Source organism: Streptomyces sp. NBC_01077, assembly GCF_045162855.1.
Lineage (GTDB): Bacteria > Actinomycetota > Actinomycetes > Streptomycetales > Streptomycetaceae > Streptomyces.
The window spans coordinates 8,496,157-8,516,534 of record NZ_CP108669.1; the positions used below are offsets into that span (position 1 = coordinate 8,496,157).

15 protein-coding genes and 1 pseudogene are annotated in these 20,378 nt (G+C 70.9%); 5 read left to right on the forward strand and 11 right to left on the reverse strand.

Annotated elements, in window-relative coordinates:
- Positions 1–93: 93 nt before the first annotated feature.
- From OG462_RS38215 to OG462_RS38225, 3 genes are all read right to left on the reverse strand, one after another.
- The gene (locus OG462_RS38215) at positions 94–1,662 is read right to left on the reverse strand and encodes a polysaccharide lyase family 1 protein (protein WP_406065099.1); all 1,569 of its coding nucleotides are present in this window, start codon (positions 1,660–1,662) and stop codon (positions 94–96) included.
- A 40-nt stretch (positions 1,663–1,702) separates the two neighbouring features.
- Positions 1,703–2,227: a transposase gene (locus OG462_RS38220; RefSeq protein WP_406065101.1), complete on the reverse strand. Its 525-nt coding sequence runs from the start codon at positions 2,225–2,227 to the stop codon at positions 1,703–1,705.
- Between the two features lie 114 nt (positions 2,228–2,341).
- Entirely contained in the window at positions 2,342–2,932 is a 591-nt protein-coding gene (locus tag OG462_RS38225) for a CGNR zinc finger domain-containing protein (RefSeq protein ID WP_406065103.1), read from the reverse strand.
- 142 nt (positions 2,933–3,074) lie between these two features.
- Here OG462_RS38225 and OG462_RS38230 point away from each other — a divergent pair, with 142 nt between their 5' ends.
- Positions 3,075–4,331 (forward strand): MFS transporter, encoded by a 1,257-nt coding sequence (locus tag OG462_RS38230; protein WP_406065105.1) that lies wholly within the window; start codon positions 3,075–3,077, stop codon positions 4,329–4,331.
- Between the two features lie 60 nt (positions 4,332–4,391).
- Positions 4,392–4,543: pseudogene (locus OG462_RS38235) on the forward strand (transposase); the annotation flags it as partial.
- Between the two features lie 86 nt (positions 4,544–4,629).
- On the opposite strand, the gene OG462_RS38240 reads toward OG462_RS38235, so the two are convergent.
- Positions 4,630–5,136, reverse strand: a complete 507-nt coding sequence (locus OG462_RS38240; RefSeq protein WP_406065106.1) for a DinB family protein — start codon at positions 5,134–5,136, stop codon at positions 4,630–4,632.
- 407 nt (positions 5,137–5,543) lie between these two features.
- Here OG462_RS38240 and OG462_RS38245 point away from each other — a divergent pair, with 407 nt between their 5' ends.
- Entirely contained in the window at positions 5,544–5,918 is a 375-nt protein-coding gene (locus OG462_RS38245) for a VOC family protein (protein WP_406065108.1), read from the forward strand.
- A gap of 75 nt (positions 5,919–5,993) precedes the next feature.
- Here OG462_RS38245 and OG462_RS38250 read toward each other — a convergent pair whose 3' ends face one another.
- The 3 genes from OG462_RS38250 to OG462_RS38260 all read right to left on the reverse strand — a co-directional run bounded on the left by OG462_RS38250 (position 5,994) and on the right by OG462_RS38260 (position 9,689).
- The gene (locus OG462_RS38250; RefSeq protein ID WP_406065109.1) at positions 5,994–7,358 is read right to left on the reverse strand and encodes an amidohydrolase; all 1,365 of its coding nucleotides are present in this window, start codon (positions 7,356–7,358) and stop codon (positions 5,994–5,996) included.
- Between the two features lie 196 nt (positions 7,359–7,554).
- The gene (locus OG462_RS38255) at positions 7,555–8,850 is read right to left on the reverse strand and encodes an amidohydrolase family protein (protein WP_406065110.1); all 1,296 of its coding nucleotides are present in this window, start codon (positions 8,848–8,850) and stop codon (positions 7,555–7,557) included.
- 209 nt (positions 8,851–9,059) lie between these two features.
- A complete protein-coding gene (locus tag OG462_RS38260) occupies positions 9,060–9,689 on the reverse strand; it encodes a GntR family transcriptional regulator (RefSeq protein ID WP_406066869.1) in 630 nt (209 codons plus the stop codon).
- A 288-nt stretch (positions 9,690–9,977) separates the two neighbouring features.
- Between OG462_RS38260 and OG462_RS38265 the strand changes: the two genes are divergently transcribed.
- Positions 9,978–11,711, forward strand: a complete 1,734-nt coding sequence (locus OG462_RS38265) for a BCCT family transporter (RefSeq protein WP_406065111.1) — start codon at positions 9,978–9,980, stop codon at positions 11,709–11,711.
- Between the two features lie 21 nt (positions 11,712–11,732).
- Here the strand turns inward: OG462_RS38265 and OG462_RS38270 are convergent, their stop codons facing one another.
- The 3 genes from OG462_RS38270 to OG462_RS38280 form a co-directional block, all read right to left on the reverse strand.
- Positions 11,733–13,019, reverse strand: a complete 1,287-nt coding sequence (locus tag OG462_RS38270) for a sugar ABC transporter permease (protein WP_406065113.1) — start codon at positions 13,017–13,019, stop codon at positions 11,733–11,735.
- Positions 13,016–13,801 carry an ATP-binding cassette domain-containing protein gene (locus tag OG462_RS38275; RefSeq protein WP_406065115.1) on the reverse strand — a complete coding sequence of 262 codons (786 nt, stop codon included), beginning with the start codon at positions 13,799–13,801 and terminating at the stop codon, positions 13,016–13,018. Before OG462_RS38275 ends, OG462_RS38270 begins: the two co-directional genes overlap by 4 nt.
- A gap of 141 nt (positions 13,802–13,942) precedes the next feature.
- Entirely contained in the window at positions 13,943–15,034 is a 1,092-nt protein-coding gene (locus OG462_RS38280; RefSeq protein WP_406065117.1) for a sugar ABC transporter substrate-binding protein, read from the reverse strand.
- Between the two features lie 172 nt (positions 15,035–15,206).
- On the opposite strand from OG462_RS38280, the gene OG462_RS38285 reads away from it, so the two are divergent.
- The gene (locus OG462_RS38285; RefSeq protein ID WP_406065119.1) at positions 15,207–15,971 is read left to right on the forward strand and encodes an ankyrin repeat domain-containing protein; all 765 of its coding nucleotides are present in this window, start codon (positions 15,207–15,209) and stop codon (positions 15,969–15,971) included.
- Between the two features lie 72 nt (positions 15,972–16,043).
- On the opposite strand, the gene OG462_RS38290 is transcribed toward OG462_RS38285, so the two are convergent.
- Positions 16,044–20,111, reverse strand: coding sequence for a molybdopterin-dependent oxidoreductase (locus OG462_RS38290; RefSeq protein WP_406066870.1), 4,068 nt, complete (start codon positions 20,109–20,111; stop codon positions 16,044–16,046).
- Between the last annotated feature and the right edge of the window lie 267 nt (positions 20,112–20,378).

Genomic DNA, 20,378 nt, shown 5'->3' on the forward strand with positions numbered 1-20,378 from the left:
CGCGCGCGAGGCGCGTGCCCCGTCCGGGGCCGAGCGCGAGTACGCGGTCTGCCGGCCCGGGTCCGGGCCTGCAGACCGCGTCGACTCGGACTCCTAGCCGGCGTAGGTCTCGAACTCGGCGACGCGGGGCGTGCCGGACGAGCTGACGATCTCGAAGGTGATCTTCTTCAGCGCGGTGCGGGGGACGGTGATGACCCCCGCCCCGCTGCCCGAGGTGAGGACGGCTCCGGTGTCGCCGTCGAGGACGCGCCAGGACCCGATGGTGCCGGTCGAGCCGGCCGCCTCACGGATGGCGATACCGGAGACGGTCGTGGCCGAGCCCCACTTGATGGACACCGATCCGGTCGAGCCCGCCGGTGACCAGTAGGTACCGAGATCGCCGTCCCGGACATTGCCGTAGCTCGTACCGTCGGCCTTGCTCGAACCGTCGGCTCCTGCCCCGAGGCTGAGGTTGGTCCCGCCGGGCTGGGTCGGGGAAGGCGTGGGGGTGGGGGTGGTCGGCGTGGGTGTGGTCGGCGTGGGGGTGGGGGTGGTCGGGTTCGGTGACGGCGTCTGCGGCGTGCAGTTGCCGTTGGACACCTTCAGTCCCTTGTTGGCCCCTGCCGTCTGGTTCACGATGTCCGGCACGCAGTCGGCGGCATCGAGGCTGAAGGAGTAGGGGATGCTGACCGTGGTGGTGGACTTCACGTCGGGCCCGGCGGGGTTGGTGTCGGTGCCGGTGCTGGACCAGGTCACGTTGTCGAAGATGTTGCCGGCGACCTGCCAGTAGCCGGCTGCGCTGGTGTAGAAGGTGCCCAGGACGTCCTTGGAGTCCTTGAAGTAGTTGTTGTCCACCTTGGCGCGGGCTCCGGCCCGGGAGTTGATCCCGGACTCGTTGAGCTTCACGTAGTAGTTGTTGTAGATGTGGGCGATGCCGCCACGCAGCAGGGGCGCGCGGGAGTCGATGTTCTCGTACAGGTTGTGGTGGAAGGTGACGAAGCCGTTCGAGAGCTCGGTCTCGCTGGACCCGATGAGGCCACCGCGGCCGGAGTTACGCAGGGTGCTGTAGGACAGCGTCACGTACTGGGTGTTGTCCTTCATGTCGAAGAGGCCGTCGAACCCTGCCGACTCCCCGCCCGACGCCTCCAGGGTGGTGTGGTCGACCCAGACGTTGCGGACGTCGCTCTCCATGCCGATGGCGTCGCCGCCGTTGGACGTGGGCGAGCCCGACTTCTTGACGTTCCTGACGGTCACGTTCTGGATGATGATGTTGCTGGACTCGCGTATGTGGATGCCGAGTTGGTCGAAGACGGCGCCTGCGCCGACCCCGACGAGGGTGACGTTGCTGATCTGCTTGAGCTCGATCACGCCGGCGGCGGTGTTGCAACTGGTGCCGGACACCTTGGCGGTGTTGGCGTGGTTGACCGTGCCTTCGACCTCGATGGTGATCGGGGTGCTGCTGGTGGCGCGTGCGCAGAGGGCCGCGTGGATCTCGGTTCCGGTGGTGGCCCGGACGGTCTGCCCGCCGGCGCCGCCGGTGGTTCCGCCGTTCTGGGTCGCGTAACCGGTGGCGCCGCCGGTGGCCGCCGATGCCTGGGGCATCGACAGCACCACGCCGGTGGCGGCCGCCAGAGCCAGGGTGGCCAGTGCCGCGTGGAGCCGAAGTGCGACTGGTCGTCTCATGCTCGCCGTCCTTCTCGTCTTCGAACGCTGGGGGAAGTTCCTACGTGCCGTGCCGTGCCGTGCCGTGCCATGCCATGCCATGCCATGCCATGCCATGCCATGCCGTGCTCGTGCTGTGCGTGCTGCGTGCGGAACGTCGTTCGGTCCAGAAGAAACCGCCCGTGGGCAGGCCTGGGTGAGGCGACCATGGGCGGAAAGAAAGCGCTTTCTTTCCCGGAGGATAGGGTGACCCCGAGGGAGTGGCAAGACTCCGCACAAGACCGGGAAAAGGGGTGCCGCCGAAACGCGGATGCCGGTCGGCGACGGTGTGCGGCACGGTGCGCGCATGTCCGAGGGTGTCGCCCACCCCGTCCTCCGTGCACTTGCGCGCCCTGCCGGCCGCCCGGTCCCAGGGCCCATGTCTTTCAGGCACGCCACGCCGCGGGGCGCCGGTCCGGGTCCGCCACCGTATGCCGTCTATCAGCTGTCGACGCGTCCGAACCTGCGGACGGCCCGGCTTGATGCCCCGCGGCAGCAGCGGCTCAAGACGACCCCGCTGGCCGTTCGTCAGATCTCCACGTCCCACGAGACGTGATCGCCCCGTACAAGAGCACTTCCATGACGGCCCCCGGATGTACCGGCCTGGGGCGTCGGTTGACTCTCGGCGCTACGGGGCCACGATCACAGGGCGGTGAGTGGATCAGGGCTGATGGGTCTTCGCCTTCTGCCGGGCGTAGTAGGTGCGGGCGCGGTTGCGGTCGCCGCAGTCCTTCGTGCTGCACCAGCGGCGGTTTCGCCGCGGCGATGTGTCGAGGTAGACCCAGCCGCACTTGGCGTCTTCGCATTGATGGAGGCGGTCGAGCCCGTCGCGCTGGGTGAGGGCGACGAGTCCGCGGACGATGCGGTGGCGGGGCAGGCGGAGGTCGGTTTCCCGGTCCTCCCATTGCCAGCGGTCGCCCGTGTGGACCAGGTCGGCGGCGGCGATCGCCGCCCGGTACATGTCTGCGAGGTCCGCAGAGGCTTCGGTGTCGTCCTCGAAGAGGGCCGCGTAGGCCCTCTCGCGTGCTTCGACGACCTGCTTCCGTTCCCGCTCGGCCCGGGCGTCGTCGCGGCCGGCGAGATCGCGCAGGGATGCGGCCTCGTCCGCGCTGATCAGGCCGGCTTCGATGCACCAGTCGAGGACGTCGGTGAAGGTGTTCAGCCCCTCCTTGCGTTCGGATCCGCCGAGCCGCCAGGCCACGGTGTTCACCAGGTCGAGCATGCGGTCACCCGAGATGTGGCCGAACCTCACCCTCAGCTCCTCTCGCAGCCCGAAGCTCTGCTGCCCGCCGGAAAGATCTCATGGTCAAAAGCATTATTGCATGTGAGGTCATCTTCTTGGCATCATGCCCAATCGGCCCATCGCCCGTGAGATCACCGCCAGGAGACCGACCGTGCCCGCTGCTGTCCTCAGACCGTTCACCGCGCTGTGGGCGTCCCAGGCGTCCTCGAACCTCGCCGACGGGCTGCTGCAGGCCGCCGCCCCGCTGCTCGTCGCCACACTGACCCGTGACCCGCTCGTGGTGGCGGGCATGACGGTGGTGCAGTTCCTGCCCTGGCTGGTCGTGACCCTCCCCGCCGGCGCGCTGGCCGACCGCATGGACAGGCGCCGGATACTCGTCGTCGGCAACGGGCTGCGCGCGGCCGGGTTTGCGCTGCTCGCCCTCGCTCTGGCCAGTGGATGGCACCACGTCGCCCTCCTCTACGCCGCGGTGTTCATAGCCGGCTGTGCCGAAACGATGGTCGACAACGCCGCCCTGACGATCCCGCCCCGCCTCCTGCCCCGGGAGAAGCTGGAGCGCGCCAACGGCAGGCTGTTCGCCACACAATCCGTCATCAACACGTTCGTCGGTCCGCCCGCCGGCGCGGCGTTGTTCGCGCTGGCGGCATCGGCGGCCTTCTACACCGGCGCCGCCGCGTTCGCCCTCGCCGGCCTGGCGGCCCTGCTGCTGCCCCCGCTGCTCCCCGCCGGAGAGGAACACGGGCACCGCGGCTCGCCCCGGACCGGCATCACCCAGGACATCCGCTCCGGATGGGCTCACTTCTGGGGCCACGGCCTGCTGCGTCGAGTCGCGTTCATCTCGGCGGCCATCAACTTCTTCAGCGCGGCCACCGGCGGACTCCTCGTCCTGCTGCTCACCGGCCCGTACCGCATTCCCCTGTCGGGCTACGGCCTGTTCGTCGCCGTTCCCGCCGCCGGCGCGATCGCCGGCTCACTGCTCGCCGCGCACGTCGTGCCCCGCATCGGCGGCGGCCCCACCACCTGGCTCGCCGCCCTCGCCCCGGCCGCCGGCTACGCCGTCCTCGGCCTGGGCCACAGCACACCCCTCGCCTTGGCCGCCATGTTCGGCGCCGCTCTCGCCACCTCGCTGAACCAGATCGTCGTCAGCACCCTGCGCCAGGCGGCTGTCCCCGACGAACTCCTCGGCCGCGTCACCGCCGCCTACCGCCTGGTCGTCCTGGGCGTCGTTCCCTTCGGGGCCCTCACCGGCGGCCTGCTCGGACGAACCCTGGGACTACGCGCCACCTTCGTCGCCGCGGCCCTCGGACTCGCCCTCGCCGCGATTCCCCTCGCCTCCCGGGTCACCACCCGAGCCCTCCGCGACGCCGAGACGGCCCCCTCGCCCGCGCTCCGCACCGGTTCCCACTGACCCCTAGGGCTTGTCCGGCGGATCTTGTGACCGTCGCGGCTTCGGGTCGTTGGCATGAGCATGGGGCGGGGAGATTCAACGCATGCGGCGTGGGCCCGGCTGAATCGCATCTGCCGAAGTCCGGGCAGCGCGGCGGCCGCTGGACCGGCCACCGCAGGGTCATCGACGGGATCCTGTACCGACTGCGCACGGGGGTGCCGTGGCGGGATCTAGTGCCGAATCGCGCGGCTACGTCTTCCACAGCACCGTCACCGTCGCCTCGATCCGACTCCGGCTCCGCCCGTGATGTCCGCCGGATCTAGCCGCCGGTTGTGCCGTCGAGCATCTCGCGCAGGATGTCCAGGTGGCCGTTGTGGCGGGCGGTCTCCTCGGTGAGGTGGAGGAGGATCCAGCGCAGGTCGACGTGGAGGCCGTTGCGGATGGCTCGCTGGGCCTGCTTGTCCAGGTCGTTCCCGGCGACCAGTTCGCGGTAGCGGGCGCTCTGTTCGGCGTATTCGTCGAGCAACTGCGTGAGCGGGAAGTCGACGGCGATACGCATCTCGCGGTCGGGGTCCTCATCGGTCCAGGGGCCCTGGTCCTCCTCGCCGAGGAAGACCATCTGGAACCAGTAGTACTCGACCCAGCGGAGGTGGTTGATCACTCCGCTCATGGTCATCAGCGGTGAGCCCGGCAGGAGCGCCTTGCGGGCGTTCTCCGCCGAGACGCCATCGCACTTGGCGCGGGCGGTGTCACGTGCGTAGTCGAGAAACGTGGTGAGCTGGGTGCGCTCGTCCCACGCGGGCGGCGTGTCGTCGATTCTTGTCATCGCGCGAAGCGTCCCCGATCACCGCGCCCGATGTCGAGGCATTAAACGGCGGGCCCAACCTGCCCACCAGCTCCTTGTCCGGTGGGTCGCCACCGCCGGTCAGCGCCGGTGGGCGCCCGGCAAGATCCGCCGGACAGGCCCTGGTCCACGCGACCGCCTTGCCGACCAGCGGCGGAGCCTCTCATCGGCGGCGGGCCGACCCTTGCCACTGTGCTTTTGATCAAGTAGCGTCGCTCGACGTGAACACCGGACCGGCGATTCGACGCCATACACAGACGGGCCATCCGGTGGACGACTGATCGCTTCGTGGGTGCGTCGAAAGCACCCTCTCGGTTCGGCACGCGGACCCCCCAGTGCTCAAGCACTGCGGTTCCCATTCGTGTCGAATCAACAGCGAGGTCATCCACATGGCAGTCACGTTCAACCACACCATCATCGCCGCCAAGGACCGCCACGAGTCGGCGCGGTTCTTCCGGGAGTTGCTGGAACTTCCCGAAGCGCCGTCCTGGGGTCCCTTCATCAACGTTCAGCTCGCCGACGGCGTGCTGATCCAGTTCGCCGAGCCTCCGGTGGACATCCAGATGCAGCACTACGCCTTCCTCGTCGACGACGAGCTCTTCGAGCGGGCGTACGGGCGACTCCGTGACCAGGGGGTCGAGCACTGGGCCGACCCGCAGATGACGCGGCCCGGCGAGACGAACACCGAGCACGGCGGTCGCGGGGTCTACTTCAAGGACCCCGGCGGCCACGCGTTCGAGCTGATCACCCGGCCCTACCTGTAGGGACGCCGGGTCTCGGTAGGGCCGTGGCCGGTCGGGCACCCGAGCGGGGTGCCCGACCGGCCACCGGCGGCACTCTCAGTCGAGGAACTCGCCATCGCGGGCCACCACGACACCGCCGTGCACGACCATGTCGCGGCGAGGCATGTCCACGACCACCTGCGGCAGGCACTCACCCCGGACGAGTACGAAGTCGGCCGGGGCGCCTGCCGTGAAGTCCGCGTGCGCCAGGCCCATCACGTCCGCGCCCCCGTGCGCCGCGACGCTGTAACAGTCCGTCAGTTCCTCGTCGAGACGCACGTCCGTCACCCATCCGAGGATGTGAGCCCGGTGCATCATGTCGGCGTTCCCGAACGGGCTCCACGAGTCACGCACACCGTCGGAACCGAGCCCGACCCGCACCCCGTGCTCGCGCAGACGCGCGATCGGCAGGACCAGCGAGTCGGACGGCGCGACGGTGGTCAGGGCGATGTCCTGGTCCCCCAAGTCGGTTGCCATCGACCCGAGTTCACGGTCCGTCAGTTCGGGCAGGCAGAAGACGTGGCTGACCGTGACCTTCCCCGCGAGGGACAGGGCGCGCGTGCGGTCGACGATGCCGCGCATCGCCTTCATGCCCTTCTCGCCGCGATCGTGCAGGTGGATGTCCACGCCGACGCCGTGCCGGTCCGCGATGCCGAAGACGACATCGAGCTGCTCGTCGAGGGCGTTGTCGAAACCGATCGGGTCGATGCCGCCGATCATGTCGATGAGACCCTCGCGCGCCGCCTTCTCGAGGAGCGCGGCCGTACCCGGGGTCCGGATCACGCCGTGCTGCGGGAAGGCCACGATCTGGACGTCGAGTGCGTGACGCAGCTTCTCGCGTGCCGCTGCCACGCCCTCCACCCCCGCCAGACCGTAGGCCGGTGCCACGTCCGCGTGGGCACGCATGCCCCGGGTGCCCCGGGACACGGCGTGCGACATCAGCCCGTACGCCCGCTCGACGACGGGGCGGCGCTGGCTGTGGAACAGCTCGACATCCTGGGCGACGTAGTCGGCGATGCCGCTCGCCGGCCGTCGCGACACCCAGGAGCCGCCCCAGGTCGTCTTGTCGGGGTGGATGTGCGCGTCCACGAGCGACGGCAGCGCGATGCGGCCGCCGCCGTCGACGACCTTGGCGCCACGGGGGGCCGGACGGTCCGAGACGCGGCCGTCGACGACCACGAGGTCCATGGCCTTCGCCCGGCCGAACGGACGTACGTCACGGAAGACCACGGTCTTTTCCCGACGCCCCGAGGTGCCGGAAGCCGCCGCTTCGGGGGTCACGGGGGATCCTGCCTGCGCCGGCGCGGCCGTGGCGGCCGCCGTGGCCGTAGCGCCTGCCAGCGCGGCGGCTCCCGCCAGCATCGTGCGACGGGAGAGCGCGCCGGGGGAGGACGGGGCCGAGGACGAGGGTGACTGCTGCATGGGGGACTCCTTCGAGGGGGGAGGGGGAGGCGGGGAGGGCCGTACGGCGAACTGGTGTGGTGAGGGCAGGGCAAGGGGCACCGCGCCGCGGGCGGGCTGAGTGGCGATGCGGTGTATGGGGGCTCGGGGGTGGCTTGCAGGCGGGGGTGCGGTGGTGCGAGCGGTGAGGTGCTTCGTACGGGGGAGGGGCCCGGCCTCAGACCACAACCCCGGCCCGGACCACTCCCACCGGCTGACTCAGCACCCTCATGTCGGTGAGCGGGTCCCCCGAGAGCAGGAGCGCGTCGCCCGCATAGCCGCGGGCGAGGCGGCCCGCCGTGCGGTCGAGGCGCAGGAGGCGGGCTGCGCCTGTCGTTGCCGTGCGGATCGCGTCGAGGGGTGACAGGCCCGCGGAGTGCATCAGTGCGACCTCCCCGCCGATCGGGTCCACCACGCCGCCCGACGAGTCGGTGCCGGCGGCCAGGGGGACGCCGAGTTCGTGCGCGGCGAGGACCGCTCGCTTCAGGATCGGGAGGTACGTGCGTCCGCGCTCGGCGAGGATCGGGTCCGAGGACTCCGCGAGGCCGGCGATGGCGGTGAGGGTGGGCGTGAAGTACGTGCCCCTGCGCCGCATTTCGCGCAACGTGCGTTCGCCGACGAACGCGCCGTGCTCCAGGGAGCGGATGCCCGCCATGACGGCGTCGTGGCAGCCCTGCTCGCTGTAGCTGTGGCAGAGGACGCCCTTGCCGCGTCGCCGGGCCGCGCCGACGATCTCGGCGAGTTGTTCGCGCGAGTAGACCTGTGCCAGCGGGTCCTGCTCCGGGAGTCCGGCACGTTCGTTCACCCGGGTCTTGATCACGTCCGCGCCACGGGCGAGGTTCACCTCGACCACCCGCCGCAGCGCTTCGGCCGAGCGCACGCCGTCCTTGAGGCGGGCGAGTGGGGTGAGGTCCGGGTCGGCCAGCACGGTGTCGCCGAGGTTCGGGGTGACGAAGACTCCGGCGGCCTTCAGCCGGGGCGCCAGTGCGGGGCTGTGCCGGGCGAGTTCGCGGACGGCGATGTCCTGGTAGAACGCGGTCGATCCGCTGCGCGCGCTCGTCGCGCCCTGGCGGACGGCGTCGCGCGCCTCGGCGGCGGTACTGAGGTGGATGTGCGCGTCCACCAGGCCCGGCAGGATCCAGCGGTCGTGGGCGTCGAGCACCTCGACGTCCCGCGGCACGGCGACCTTGCCCCGGCGGCCGGCCGCGCGGACGATGCCGTCCTCGATGACGACGACGGCGTTCTCGGTGACCTCGCCGGTGGCCGGGTCGAGGAGGGTGCCGCCCTGGATCACGAGGTGCCCCACGCGCGCGGTGGCTCCGGCGGCACGGCGACCGGGGGCGGCTCCGTGGTCACCGGCGGCGGCCGCTGCCTGGCCGGCCGCGGCCATGGTGCCGGCGAGGGCGGCTGCTCCGGCGAGGATGCCGCGACGGGTCAGCTTGCTGGAGGGCGGCGGAGTGGCTTCGACGCACATGGGTGCTCCTTGGGGGAGTGGGCCGACGGCTTCCCCGTTTTGTATACCAAGCTGAAGGCGGCGGACAAGGGTGATGATCCAGTGATCCGGAAACACCCGTTCCGTACCCATCGCGGCCCGTCCGGGCGCATCGGAGGGATGCGTGATCGCCCATCTTGGTATACGAATAGCCTGCGGTGCTTAACCCTCAGGGGCCCTCGGGTGGGCCCTCAGGCGTCGCCGAAGAGGGAGCGCAGGGCGACCGCCCTGCTGTCCCGTACGTGCAGCAGCGCGCTCGCGGCCGCCGCTTCCGTGTCCCCCGCGGCGATGTGCCGGTACATCTCGGCGTGCTGGGCCCGCATGTGTGCGGGCTCCTCGCGCAGGCCGAACACCAGCCGCAGCTGCCAGCTCAGCTGCTCCATCGTGCGGGCGAGCAGCGGGTTGCCCGACATGGCCACCACGCTCTCGTGGAACGCCGTGTGAGCGGCCACCTCGCGCGTCGCCTCGTCCGCGGCGGCCGCCGACTCGGCCTGGCGGAGGGTCGCCTCAAGGGCGGCGAGTCCCTCGGTGTCGCCCGCCGCACGCGCCCGCGCCGCCAGCCGGGACGCCTGGACCGTGAGCGGCTCCCACACCTCGTACAGGTGCTCCACGTCGATGCGTTCGAGGCGTCGTACGCGAACGCCGCTGTGCGGGAGCAGTTCGAGGAGGCCCTCGGTGACCAGTGCGCGCAGCGCCTCGCGCACCGGTACGCGGGACATGCCGAGTTCCTCGGCGACCTCGCGCTCGACCAGGCGGGCGCCCTGTGCGTACCGCCGGTCGACGATGCGCTGAAGCACCGCCTCACGCGCGCGCGTGCTCAGCGGGGGCGCGGCCGGTGCCGGGCCCGCGCTCGGCGTCCGGCCGCCCGTGGCCGCCGAGTCGGTCCTGTGTCTGTCCGCCACCCGTTCCGACCTCTTCCGTGCTCCGCAGTGCTCTGCCGTCCCCTGTTCGGGGTGCCCGGGGCGAGGATACGTCGGGCCGTCGCCGGTCACCGGTCAAGCCGTAGAGGTCTGTTGGTCCGCGCTGTTCGGCCTCGGCTGTGGTACTGCCTTACGGAGACATCATCAGGTTTGTGATGAAATACCGCATTGCCGTGAAAGGTGCCATCTGTGTCACAGGAAGATCAGGGACCGGACGGTCGCCGAACAGGCGCCGAACGGGGCGGGCGGGAAGGGCTGCCGGTGACGGCGGACCTCCCGGGCCGCCCCGACTCTCACCATCGCGCCCGTACCGACCGGATCGTGTTCGGTGTCACCGCCGTCCTCACCGTGGCCTTCGTCGTCTGGGGCGCCACGGGCACGGACAGCCTGGAGAGCGCGTCGAGCGACCTCCTCGACGGGCTGATCCGCAACGGCGGCTGGGCGTTCATGCTGGCCGCGTCCGGCTTCGTCGTCTTCGCGCTATGGCTGGCCATCAGCCGCTACGGCCGGATCAAACTCGGCCAGGAGAGCGAGGGCCCGGAGTTCCGGACGGTGTCATGGATCGCCATGATGTTCAGCGCCGGTATGGGCATCGGCCTGATGTTCTACGGTGTGAGCGAGCCGCTGGCCCACTACGGGACCCCGCCGCCCGGCACCCAGCCCGTCGACTCGGCCGAGCGGATGCAGACCGCCATGGCCACCACGCTCTTCCACTGGACGCTCCACCCCTGGGCGATCTACGCCGTCGTCGGACTCGCCATCGCGTACTCCACGTTCCGGAGGCGGCGTCGGCAGACCATCAGCGCCGTGTTCGTCCCGCTGATGGGCGAGCGGGCGGCGTACGGCGGGCCCGGTCGGGTCATCGACATCCTGGCCATCTTCGCCACGCTGTTCGGCTCCGCCGCCTCGCTCGGTCTGGGCGCGCTCCAGATCGGCAGCGGCTTCGAGGAGCTGGGCTGGATGGAGAAGACCGGCACCGGGCTGCTCGTCGCCATCATCGCCGTCCTGACCGTCGCCTTCGTCTTCTCCGCCGTGTCCGGTGTCGAGAAGGGCATCCAGTGGCTCTCCAACATCAACATGGTGCTTGCCGGGGTGCTCGCCCTGTTCGTGTTCATCGCGGGCCCCACCATCATCGTGCTCGATCTGCTGCCCACCTCGATCGCCGCCTATATCGACGACCTGCCCCAGCTGGCGGGCCGTACCGAGGCGACCAGTGGTGCGAACATCCACGACTGGCTGGGTAGTTGGACGGTCTTCTACTGGGCCTGGTGGATCTCGTGGACGCCCTTCGTCGGCATGTTCATCGCGCGGATCAGCCGGGGCCGGACCATCCGCCAGTTCGTCGGCGGCGTCATCCTGGTGCCCAGCACCGTCAGCCTGGTGTGGTTCGCGGTCTTCGGCGGTACGGCGATGAAGCTCAGCGAACAGGGCGACCTTGCAGGGGAGACCACCCCGGAGGGGCAACTCTTCGGCGTGCTCCAGCAGTTCCCTCTCACCGGCACCATGAGTCTGCTCGTGATGATCCTCGTCGGGATCTTCTTCGTGTCGGGCGCGGACGCCGCATCGATCGTCATGGGCACGCTCTCCCAGCGTGGCGCCTTCGAACCCGCTCGACCCGTCGTGGTGTTCTGGGGCGTGGTGACCGGAGCGGTCGCCGCCATCATGCTGCTCATCGGCGACGGTCAGGGCGACGCCCTCGCGGGCCTGCAGAACCTCACGATCCTGGTGGCGGCACCGTTCGTCCTGGTGATGATCGGCATGTGCGTGGCGCTGATGCGGGACCTCCGCAAGGACCCGCTGATCGTCCGGGGCGAGGTGGGCGTGGAGGTCGTCGAACTCGCCGTGATCGCCGGACACGAGCAGTACGACGGCGACTTCGAGCTGAGGATCGGCCCAGGCACCCAGGACTCCGACGGGCCTTGAGCGACGACCGCAGGTCCTGACTCACGCCCTGCCCGCCGCCTTCTGGGTGCGGCGGGACAGGGAGTCGACCACCACGGCGGCCAGCAGGACCGAACCCGTGATCATGAACTGGACGGCGTTGCTGACGCCCATGATGTTCATGCCCGACTGGATGGAGCCGATCACCAGCGCGCCGAGCAGCGCCGACCAGACGGTGCCGCGGCCGCCGAAGAGGCTGGTGCCGCCGATGACGGCGGCGGCGATCACGTTCATCAGGAGGTTGCCGCCGCCGGACGTCTGGCTGGCCGACTGGATCTGGCCGGCGAGGAAGATGCCGCCGACCGCCGCCATGGTCCCGGCGATCGAGAAGACGGTCATCCGGACGAACGGCACGCTGATGCCCGCCCTGCGCGCGCCCTCGATGTTGCCGCCGACCGCGAAGATCCGGCGGCCGTACGTGGTGCGCCGGAGCACGAAGTCCAGCAGCACCAGCACGATCAGGAAGATCAGCAGCGCCAGCGGCAGACCCTGGTACTGGTTGAGGATGTACGCCGTGGCGAAGGCGAGGGCCGCGATCACGACCGTCCGCAGGACGATCTCGGCGACCGGACGGAACGGCACCCGGGCCTTCCGGCGGCGCCCGGCGTCCAGGAGCGAGGCCGTCAGGAACAACCCGACTCCGACGGCCGCCGTCACATACGCGGCCGCCGGGCTGTGGTAGATCGTCGAGTACAGCTTGGAGACGATGCTCTCGCTGGGGATGTTGACCGTGCCGCTGGTGCCGAGCACCTGGAGCATGAGTCCGTTCCAGGCGAGGTTGCCCGCCAGGGTCACCACGAACGCCGGTACGCCGACCTTCGCGAAGAAGAATCCCTGGATGAGCCCGACGGCGGCGCCGCCCGCGATGGCGACGAGCAGCGCCAGCCACTGGTTCATGCCGTTCAGGACATTGAGTACGGCGAAGATCGCGGCGCACAGACCGCTGACCGAGCCGACGGAGAGGTCGATCTCGCCGAGCAGCAGGACGAACACGATCCCGACCGCGATCATGCCCGTGCCGACGATCTGCTGACTGAGGTCGGACAGGTTCTGCGCCGAGAGGAACGTGCTGTTCAGGCTGCCGAACACCGTCCAGATGATGATCACGGCGAGCACGACGGGCAGCGACCCCAGCTCCCCGCTGCGCATCTTGCGCCGGAACTCGCCGAGGTACCCCTTGAGGCCCTCCTCGCGGACGAGGAGGCGGGTGTCGACGGCGGGCATGGCACCCGTCGCCGGTTCCTGGGCGTCGTCGGCGCCGGAGGGGCCGCGGCCTCGGTCGCGTCTCATCGCTCCTCCTCCTCATCCCGCTTACGGGCCTGACGGCGGGTGACGGCGCTGTCGGTGGCCCCCGTGATCGCCGAGATGATCTCCTCGGTCGTCGTCGAGCGCTTGTCGAAGAAGCCGTTGTTCCGGCCGAGGCGCATCACCGCGATCCGGTCGGCCACCGCCATCACGTCCACCATGTTGTGGCTGATCAGGATGGTGCCGAGGCCCTGCTCACGGAGCCGCTCGACCAGGTCGAGCACCTCGGCGGTCTGCTCCACGCCCAGCGCGGCGGTGGGCTCGTCCAGGATGACGACCTTCGGTGCGCCGATCAGCGAGCGGGCGATCGCCACCGTCTGGCGCTGACCGCCGGACAAGGAGGCGACGGGGATGCGGACGCTCGGGATTCGGATGGACAGGGTGTCCAGCAGCTCGCGCGCACGCTGGTCCATCCTGACCTCGTCGAGTACGCCGAAGCGCCGCAGCTCCCGGCCGAGGAACAGGTTGGCGACCACGTCGAGGTTGTCGCACAGGGCCAGGTCCTGGTAGACGGTGGCGATCCCGAGGTTCTGGGCGTCGTGCGGCCGGTGGATGGAGACCGGCCTGCCCTCCCACGTGATGACGCCCTCGTCGGGCGGGTTCACCCCGGCGATCGACTTGACGGCGGTGGACTTGCCGGCGCCGTTGTCGCCGACCAGCGCGACCACCTCACCGGGGTGTACGTCCAGGTCGAAGTCCTTCAACGCCTGGACGGCGCCGAACCGCTTGGAGATCCCCCGCAGTGAGAGCACGGGTGGCTCCGGCAAAGGAACCGCCTCCTCCGCTCGCCCGCTCGCGCGGGCCGCTCCGCCCCACCGGGGCGGAAGGGCCGCGCGCCGGGATGGAACGCCCGGGACCGAAGCGCCCGGGACGGACATGCCGTGTGCCGGGACGGAAACATCGCGCGGCTACTGGAGGCCGGCCTCCTTGCACGCCGCGGCATAGGTCGGAGTGCAGATCTCCTGGACCGTGTACAGGCCGTCCTTGACGACGGTGTCCTTGATGTTGGTCTTGTCGACCACGACCGGCGTCAGCAGGTTGGCCGGGACCTTCTGGCCGCTGCCGCTGGTGACGGTGGTGGGTACCAGATCGGCGGGCAGGGGCTTGCCTTCGGCGAAGTCGACCGCCATCGTGGCCGCGATGTCCGCCTCCGGCTTGTACGGCTTCATGACGGTGATCGTCTGGGTGCCGAGCAGGATCCGCTGGATCGCGTCGAGCTGCGCGTCCTGGCCGGTCAGCGGCACGTTCATGCCCGCCCCCTTCAGGGCGGTGGCGATGCCGGCGGCCAGTCCGTCATTGGCCGAGTAGACACCGACGATCTTGTCCTTGCCCAGGGCACTGATAGCACCGGACATCTGCTGGTTGGCGTTGTTCGGGTCCCAGTTCGGTGTGTCGTACTCCTTGCCGATCTTCACCTTGCCGTCCAGGACCGAATGCGCGCCGGCCTTGAACTCCGCCGCGTTCGGGTCGGTCGGCGACCCGTTGTGCATCACGATCACGCCGCTCCCGGCCTTGTCGCCGAGTGCGTCGAGGAGCGCCTGGCCCTGCAGCTCACCCACCTTGCGGTTGTCGTACGAGACGTACGAGTCGACCGGGCCCTGCGCGAGGCGGTCGTACGCGACGACCTTCACGCCCGCGTCATGGGCCTTCTGCACCGACGACTGGATCGACTTGGCGTCCACGGCGTCCAGGATGAGGACCTTGTCGCCCTTGGCGAGCGCCGTGTTCACCTGCTGTTGCTGGGTCGTCGCACTCTCGGCGGCGTTGTAGTAGTCGATCTGGGCGCCCGGCGCCAGTTCCTTGATCTTGGCCTCGATGTACGGCCGGTCGAACTTCTCGTACCGCGTGGTCTTGCTCTCCGGCAGCAGCAGGCCGATCCGCACGTCTTCCTGTGCCGCCGACCCCGAGCCGGGCTGGGCCGCCCCGCTGGTCGCCACCGCGCCCAGACAGAAGGCGGTGGCTCCGGCCAGGGCTATCGCGCCCCGCAATGTACGGGTCATGGGAGGCTCCTTCCGTACTCCGCCTTCCCGCCGCCTGATGAGTGCGGGAAGGAGGATGCACACGTGGCCTATATATCGACATTAGCGGCAAGCTGAGGACCGGCAAGCGGGTGAATCGGCTCGGGCCGGGCCGGTCCGTGCACGGCCGCCTCCGGTGCGGCACCCTGGCGGCATGCCGACCCCGCGCACGCTCAGCTCCCAGGACCCGGTGGCCGTCGCCGTCACCGAGGCCATCGTCACCGGCGACCTCGACGCCCTGCGCGCGCTGCTCGCCGAGGATCCCGGGCTGGCCCGGGCCCGGGTCGTCGAGGACCGGGAGGGCTGCGGACCCGGCGGGCGGAGCCTGCTGCACCTCGCGACCGACTGGCCGGGCCATCGGCCGCACGGCCCGGAGACCGTCGCCGTCCTGGTCGCGGCGGGCGCCGACCCGGACGCCCGCTTCACCGGGGCCCACCGGGAGACGCCCCTGCACTGGGCGGCGAGCAACGACGACGTCGCGATGATCGACGCGCTCGTCGCCGCCGGAGCCGACATCGAGGCCGACGGAGCCGTGATCGCCGGCGGTACACCGCTGGCCGACGCCCGCGCCTTCGGGCAGTGGCGTGCGGCCCGCCGGCTGCTCGAACTCGGCGCCCTCCCCACCTTCCAGGACGCCGCGACCCTCGGCCTCCTCGACCTGGTCGAGGCCCGTCTCACCGACTCCCCGGCACTCTCGCCCGAGGAGATCGACCAGGCGTTCTGGGGCGCCTGCCAGGGCGGGTGGCTCCCCGTCGCCGTACGGCTCCTGGAAGCCGGCGCGGACATCGACCGGATCGGCTGGAACGACCTCACGCCACTCGACATCGCCCGCGCCGAGAAGGCGGAGGAGATCGTCGGCTGGCTGACGGCCCGGGGGGCGCGGACACGCGCCGGCCACGGGGCGGCCGACGGCGGGTGAGTCCGGCCGACGGCGGGTGAGTGGGGCTGCCGACGATGAGGGAGGGGGCGGCCCGGCTCTTCCCCCCGGGCCTCAGTACACGTCCCGGACGTACCGCTTGTCGGCGGCCAGTTGCTTGACGTACACCCCCGCCGACTCCTCGTCGAGGCCGCCGTGGGCGACGGCGATGTCGCGCAGCGCCCGGTCGACGTCCTTCGCCATCCGGGCCGCGTCACCGCAGACGTAGAAGTGCGCGCCGGACTGGAGCCAGGACCACAACTGCGGGCCGTGCTCCCGCATCCGGTCCTGGACGTAGACCTTGGCGCGCTGGTCGCGGGAGAAGGCGGTGTCGAGGCGGTCGAGGGTGCCGTCGGCGAGCAGGGCGGTGAGCTCCTCCTCGTAGTAGAAGTCCGTGGCGCGGTGCTGTTCGCCGAAGAAGAGCCAGTTCGGGGCCCGATGGCCGAGTGCCCGGCGCTCGTCGAGGAAGCCGACGAACGGGGCCACGCCCGTGCCGGGTCCCACCATCACCATCGGCGTCGTGGGGTCGGCGGGAGGCCGGAAGTGCGGCGCGCGCTGGACGAAGACGGGCACCGGGGTGCCGGGTTCGGCGTCGGCCAGGAACGGCGAGCAGACGCCCTTGCGGGGGCGCCCGCGACGGTTCTCGTAGCGGACCACGGAGACGGTCAGGGACACCTGGTGGGGGTCGCTGAGCGGGCTGGAGGAGATCGAGTACAGGCGTGGCCTGAGGCGGCCCAGAACGTCGGCCCACTCCTGTGCGGCTGCGCGTACGGGGTGCTCGGCGAGGACGTCCACGGCCTGTCGGCCCCACGTCCACTGGGCGAGCCCGTCCTTGTTGTCGGGCCGGAGCAGCCGCTTGAGGTCGCGGTCGCCGGTCCGTTCGGTGACGAAGCCGAGGAGGGCGGGGGCGACGCGGGTGATGTCGAGGTGGCGGTGGAGGGCCTCGCCGAAGGGAACGGGGCCGAGGCCGGACAGGTCCACGGGGGAGTCCGCGTCGATACCGGTGACGGCCAGCCATTCGGCCACGAGCTCCGGGCAGTTGACGGGCTGCACGCCGAGCGCGTCTCCGGCCTCGTATCCGAGCGGCGACCCGATGCCGGTGCCGCTCCCGATCCCGCTCTCGCTCGTGTCGAAGGTGAAGCGCCGCACCTCCTTGCCCGCGCCCGGCAGGCTGAGCAGCCGATTGCCGACGAGCCGGGCGGAGGTGGTGGCGGGCCCGGAGCGGCGGGTGGGCGCAGCGGCGGCGGGGGCCCGGGGGGTGGGGGACACTGTCGTCGGTTCCTCGGACAGACCTGCCAGGACCTGGTCGAGCCAGGCGTGGGCAGAAGGCTCGTAGTCGGGTTCGCAGTCGGTACGGGGTGCCAGCCGGACGCCCCCGAGCTCGTCCAGGCGCTGGTCCAGGCGCCGCCCGTGCCCGCAGAAGTCGCCGTACGAGGAGTCCCCGAGGGCGAGTACGGCATAGCGGCGGCCGTCGAGGCGCGGGGTGTCGGGCGCGGCCAGCGCGTCCCAGAAGCCGGAGCCGTTGTCGGGCGCGTCCCCGTCCCCGAACGTACTGGTGATCAGCAGCAGATCGGCCGCGGGCGGCAGCGTCGTGAGGTCCGTCCGGTCCATGCCCGCGAGCGCGGCCCGGTGGCCGGCCGACAGGAGCCGCTCGGCGGTGGCGGCCGCGAAGTCCTCGGCATTGCCGGTCTGCGAGGCCCACAGCACGATGACCTCACGGCCCGCCGAGCCCACGCCGCCGACGGGGGCGGATTGCGGTGCGCGGGAGTACAGGCCGGCCAGGACGCCGTTCACCCAGCGTGCGTGGTCCTCGCGGAAGGGCGCGCCGGGCGGCAGGACGGGCACACCGGGCGCGCCCGTCTCCAGACCGGCGAGGAAGCCGACGAGATACTGCCGCTCCTCGGCGGTGAGGACGGGCGGCGGAGCGGGTTCGAGGCCGAAGGCGGCGGTGAGGACGGGCGGTTGGGCGGGTCCGAGGCCGAAGGGGGCGGTGGGGCCGGGCGGCCTGCCGCCACTCGGGATGACCACCTTCGGGATCACGGGGGTCCGAGCCGTCGCCGCCGGGACCGCCGCCTTCGTCAGCGCCACCGCGCACACCTTCAGCTCGGGCTGGAAGGAGAGCGGATCGACGGCGTCGTTGGTGACGGCGTTCACGCACAGGTCCTCGCCGAAGAGGTCGTTCCAGTGGAAGGGAGCGAAGCAACTCCCCGGCGCCACGCGGTCGGTGACCACGGCCGGCAGCACGGCCCTCCCGCGCCGCGAGGCGATCTCCACGGGGTCGTCCTCCGCGATGCCCAGCCTCAGGGCGTCCTCGGGGTGCAGCTCGACGAACGGCGCCGGGTTGAGCCTGTTGAGCTTGGCGACCTTCCCGGTCTTCGTGAGGGTGTGCCACTGGTGCTGGAGACGGCCGGTGTTGAGCACGAACGGGTGGGCGTCGTCGGGCATTTCGGCCGGGTCGATGTGCGGCCGGGCGTGGAAGACGGCCCGGCCGCTCGCCGTCGGGAAGACGGGGCCGGAGCCGTCGCCCGCCACGTACCGGATCGGGTTCCGTGCCGGTCCTCCGCTCGCGGCCGGCCACTGGACGGGGGTGGTGCGCAGGCGCTCGTACGACGCTCCGCTCAGGTCGTAGCCGGTCCTGGGGTTCCCGGCGCGCCTGATCTCCTCGAAGATCTCCTCGGCGCTGTCGTAGGCGAACGCCTTCTCGTACCCCATCGCGCACGCGATTCGGGCGATGATCCGCCAGTCGGCGAGGGCCTCACCGGGCGGGTCGACGGCGGGTCGGGCGAGGGTGAGGGTGCGCTCACTGTTGATCAGTACGCCCTCGGTCTCGGTCCACAGGGCGGCGGGCAGGACGACGTCCGCGTGGGCGTTGGTCTCCGTGTCGGCGAACGCGTCCTGGGTGATGACGAGTTCGGCGGCCCGCAGGCCCTCCACGACGGTGGCGCGGTTGCCGACGGAGGCGACCGGATTGGTGCAGATGATCCAGCACGCCTTGATCTCGCCGTCCGCCATGCGCCGGAAGAGGTCGACCGTGCCCTGCCCGGAGCCGTCCTCGCGGATCGTGCCGGGCGGGAGGCCCCAGAGTTCCTCGGTGAAGGCCCTGTCCTCGGCGACCAGGGCCGAGCGCTGTCCGGGGAGGCCGGGGCCCATGTAGCCCATCTCGCGGCCGCCCATGGCGTTGGGCTGGCCGGTCAGGGAGAAGGGGCCCGAGCCGGGACGGCAGATCGCGCCGGTCGCCAGGTGCAGGTTGATCAGGGCGTTGGTGTTCCAGGTGCCGTGGGTCGACTGGTTGAGGCCCATGGTCCAGCAACTGGTCCAGTCGCCCGCCGTGCCGATCCACTCGGCGGCCGTACGGATGTCGGCCTCGGGTATGCCGGTGACACGGGCGACGGTGGCGGGCGGGTAGTCGGCGAGGAACGACGGCATGGCCTCCCAGCCCTCGGTGTGCGAGGCGACGAAGGCGGGGTCGGTGTGCCCGTTCTCGTGGAGCAGGTGCAGGAGCCCGTTGAGCAGCGCGAGGTCCGTGCCCGGCTTGATTCGCAGGAAGAGGTCGGCCTTGTCCGCGGTGGCGGTCCGACGGGGGTCGACGACGATCAGCTTCGCCCCGGCCTTGACCCGCTCCATCATGCGCAGGAACAGGATGGGGTGGCAGTCGGCCATGTTGGAGCCGATGACGAGGAAGACATCGGCCCGATCGAGGTCGTCGTAGGAGCCGGGTGGGCCGTCGGCGCCGAGGGAGAGCTTGTAGCCGGTGCCGGCGCTGGCCATGCAGAGCCGTGAGTTGGACTCGATCTGGTTGGTGCCGATGAACCCCTTGGCGAGCTTGTTGGCGAGGTACTGGGCCTCCAGACTCATCTGGCCGGAGACGTACAGGGCGACGGCGTCGGGCCCGTGCTCGTCGACGATCGCGCGCAGCCGGCGGGCGGTCTCGGTGAGAGCCCGGTCGGTATCGGTCGGGACTTGGTCGGCCCCGCGCTCCTCCCGTACGAGCGTGGTGGCCAGGCGACCGGGGGCGGCGAGCAGGTCGGCGGTGGTGGCGCCCTTGGTGCACAGGCGCCCCCGGTTGGCCGGGTGGTCCTTGTCGCCCGTCGCCCTGAGGACCGTACGGCGCCCGTCGGGCCCGGTGCCGATGTCGAGGAGCATGCCGCACCCCACACCGCAGTACGAGCAGACGGTCCGCAGCTGGTCGGGCGCACCGGCCGTACCGGCCCGGGCGTCCGGCGGGTCCTGTGGGGTCAACGGGGCGCCTCTCTGTGGAACCGTTCGAGCCCCGACCGTACGAAATGCCCGTTACACCTGTGTCAACCGGACGGATCATGGTCCGTAACGCTGGTCACACAGCGGCGCCGGGCGCGGTGTGAGAACCCAGGGTACGCGCGTGTGGCGCGGGGCCGGCCGGCCGGGGAGCGC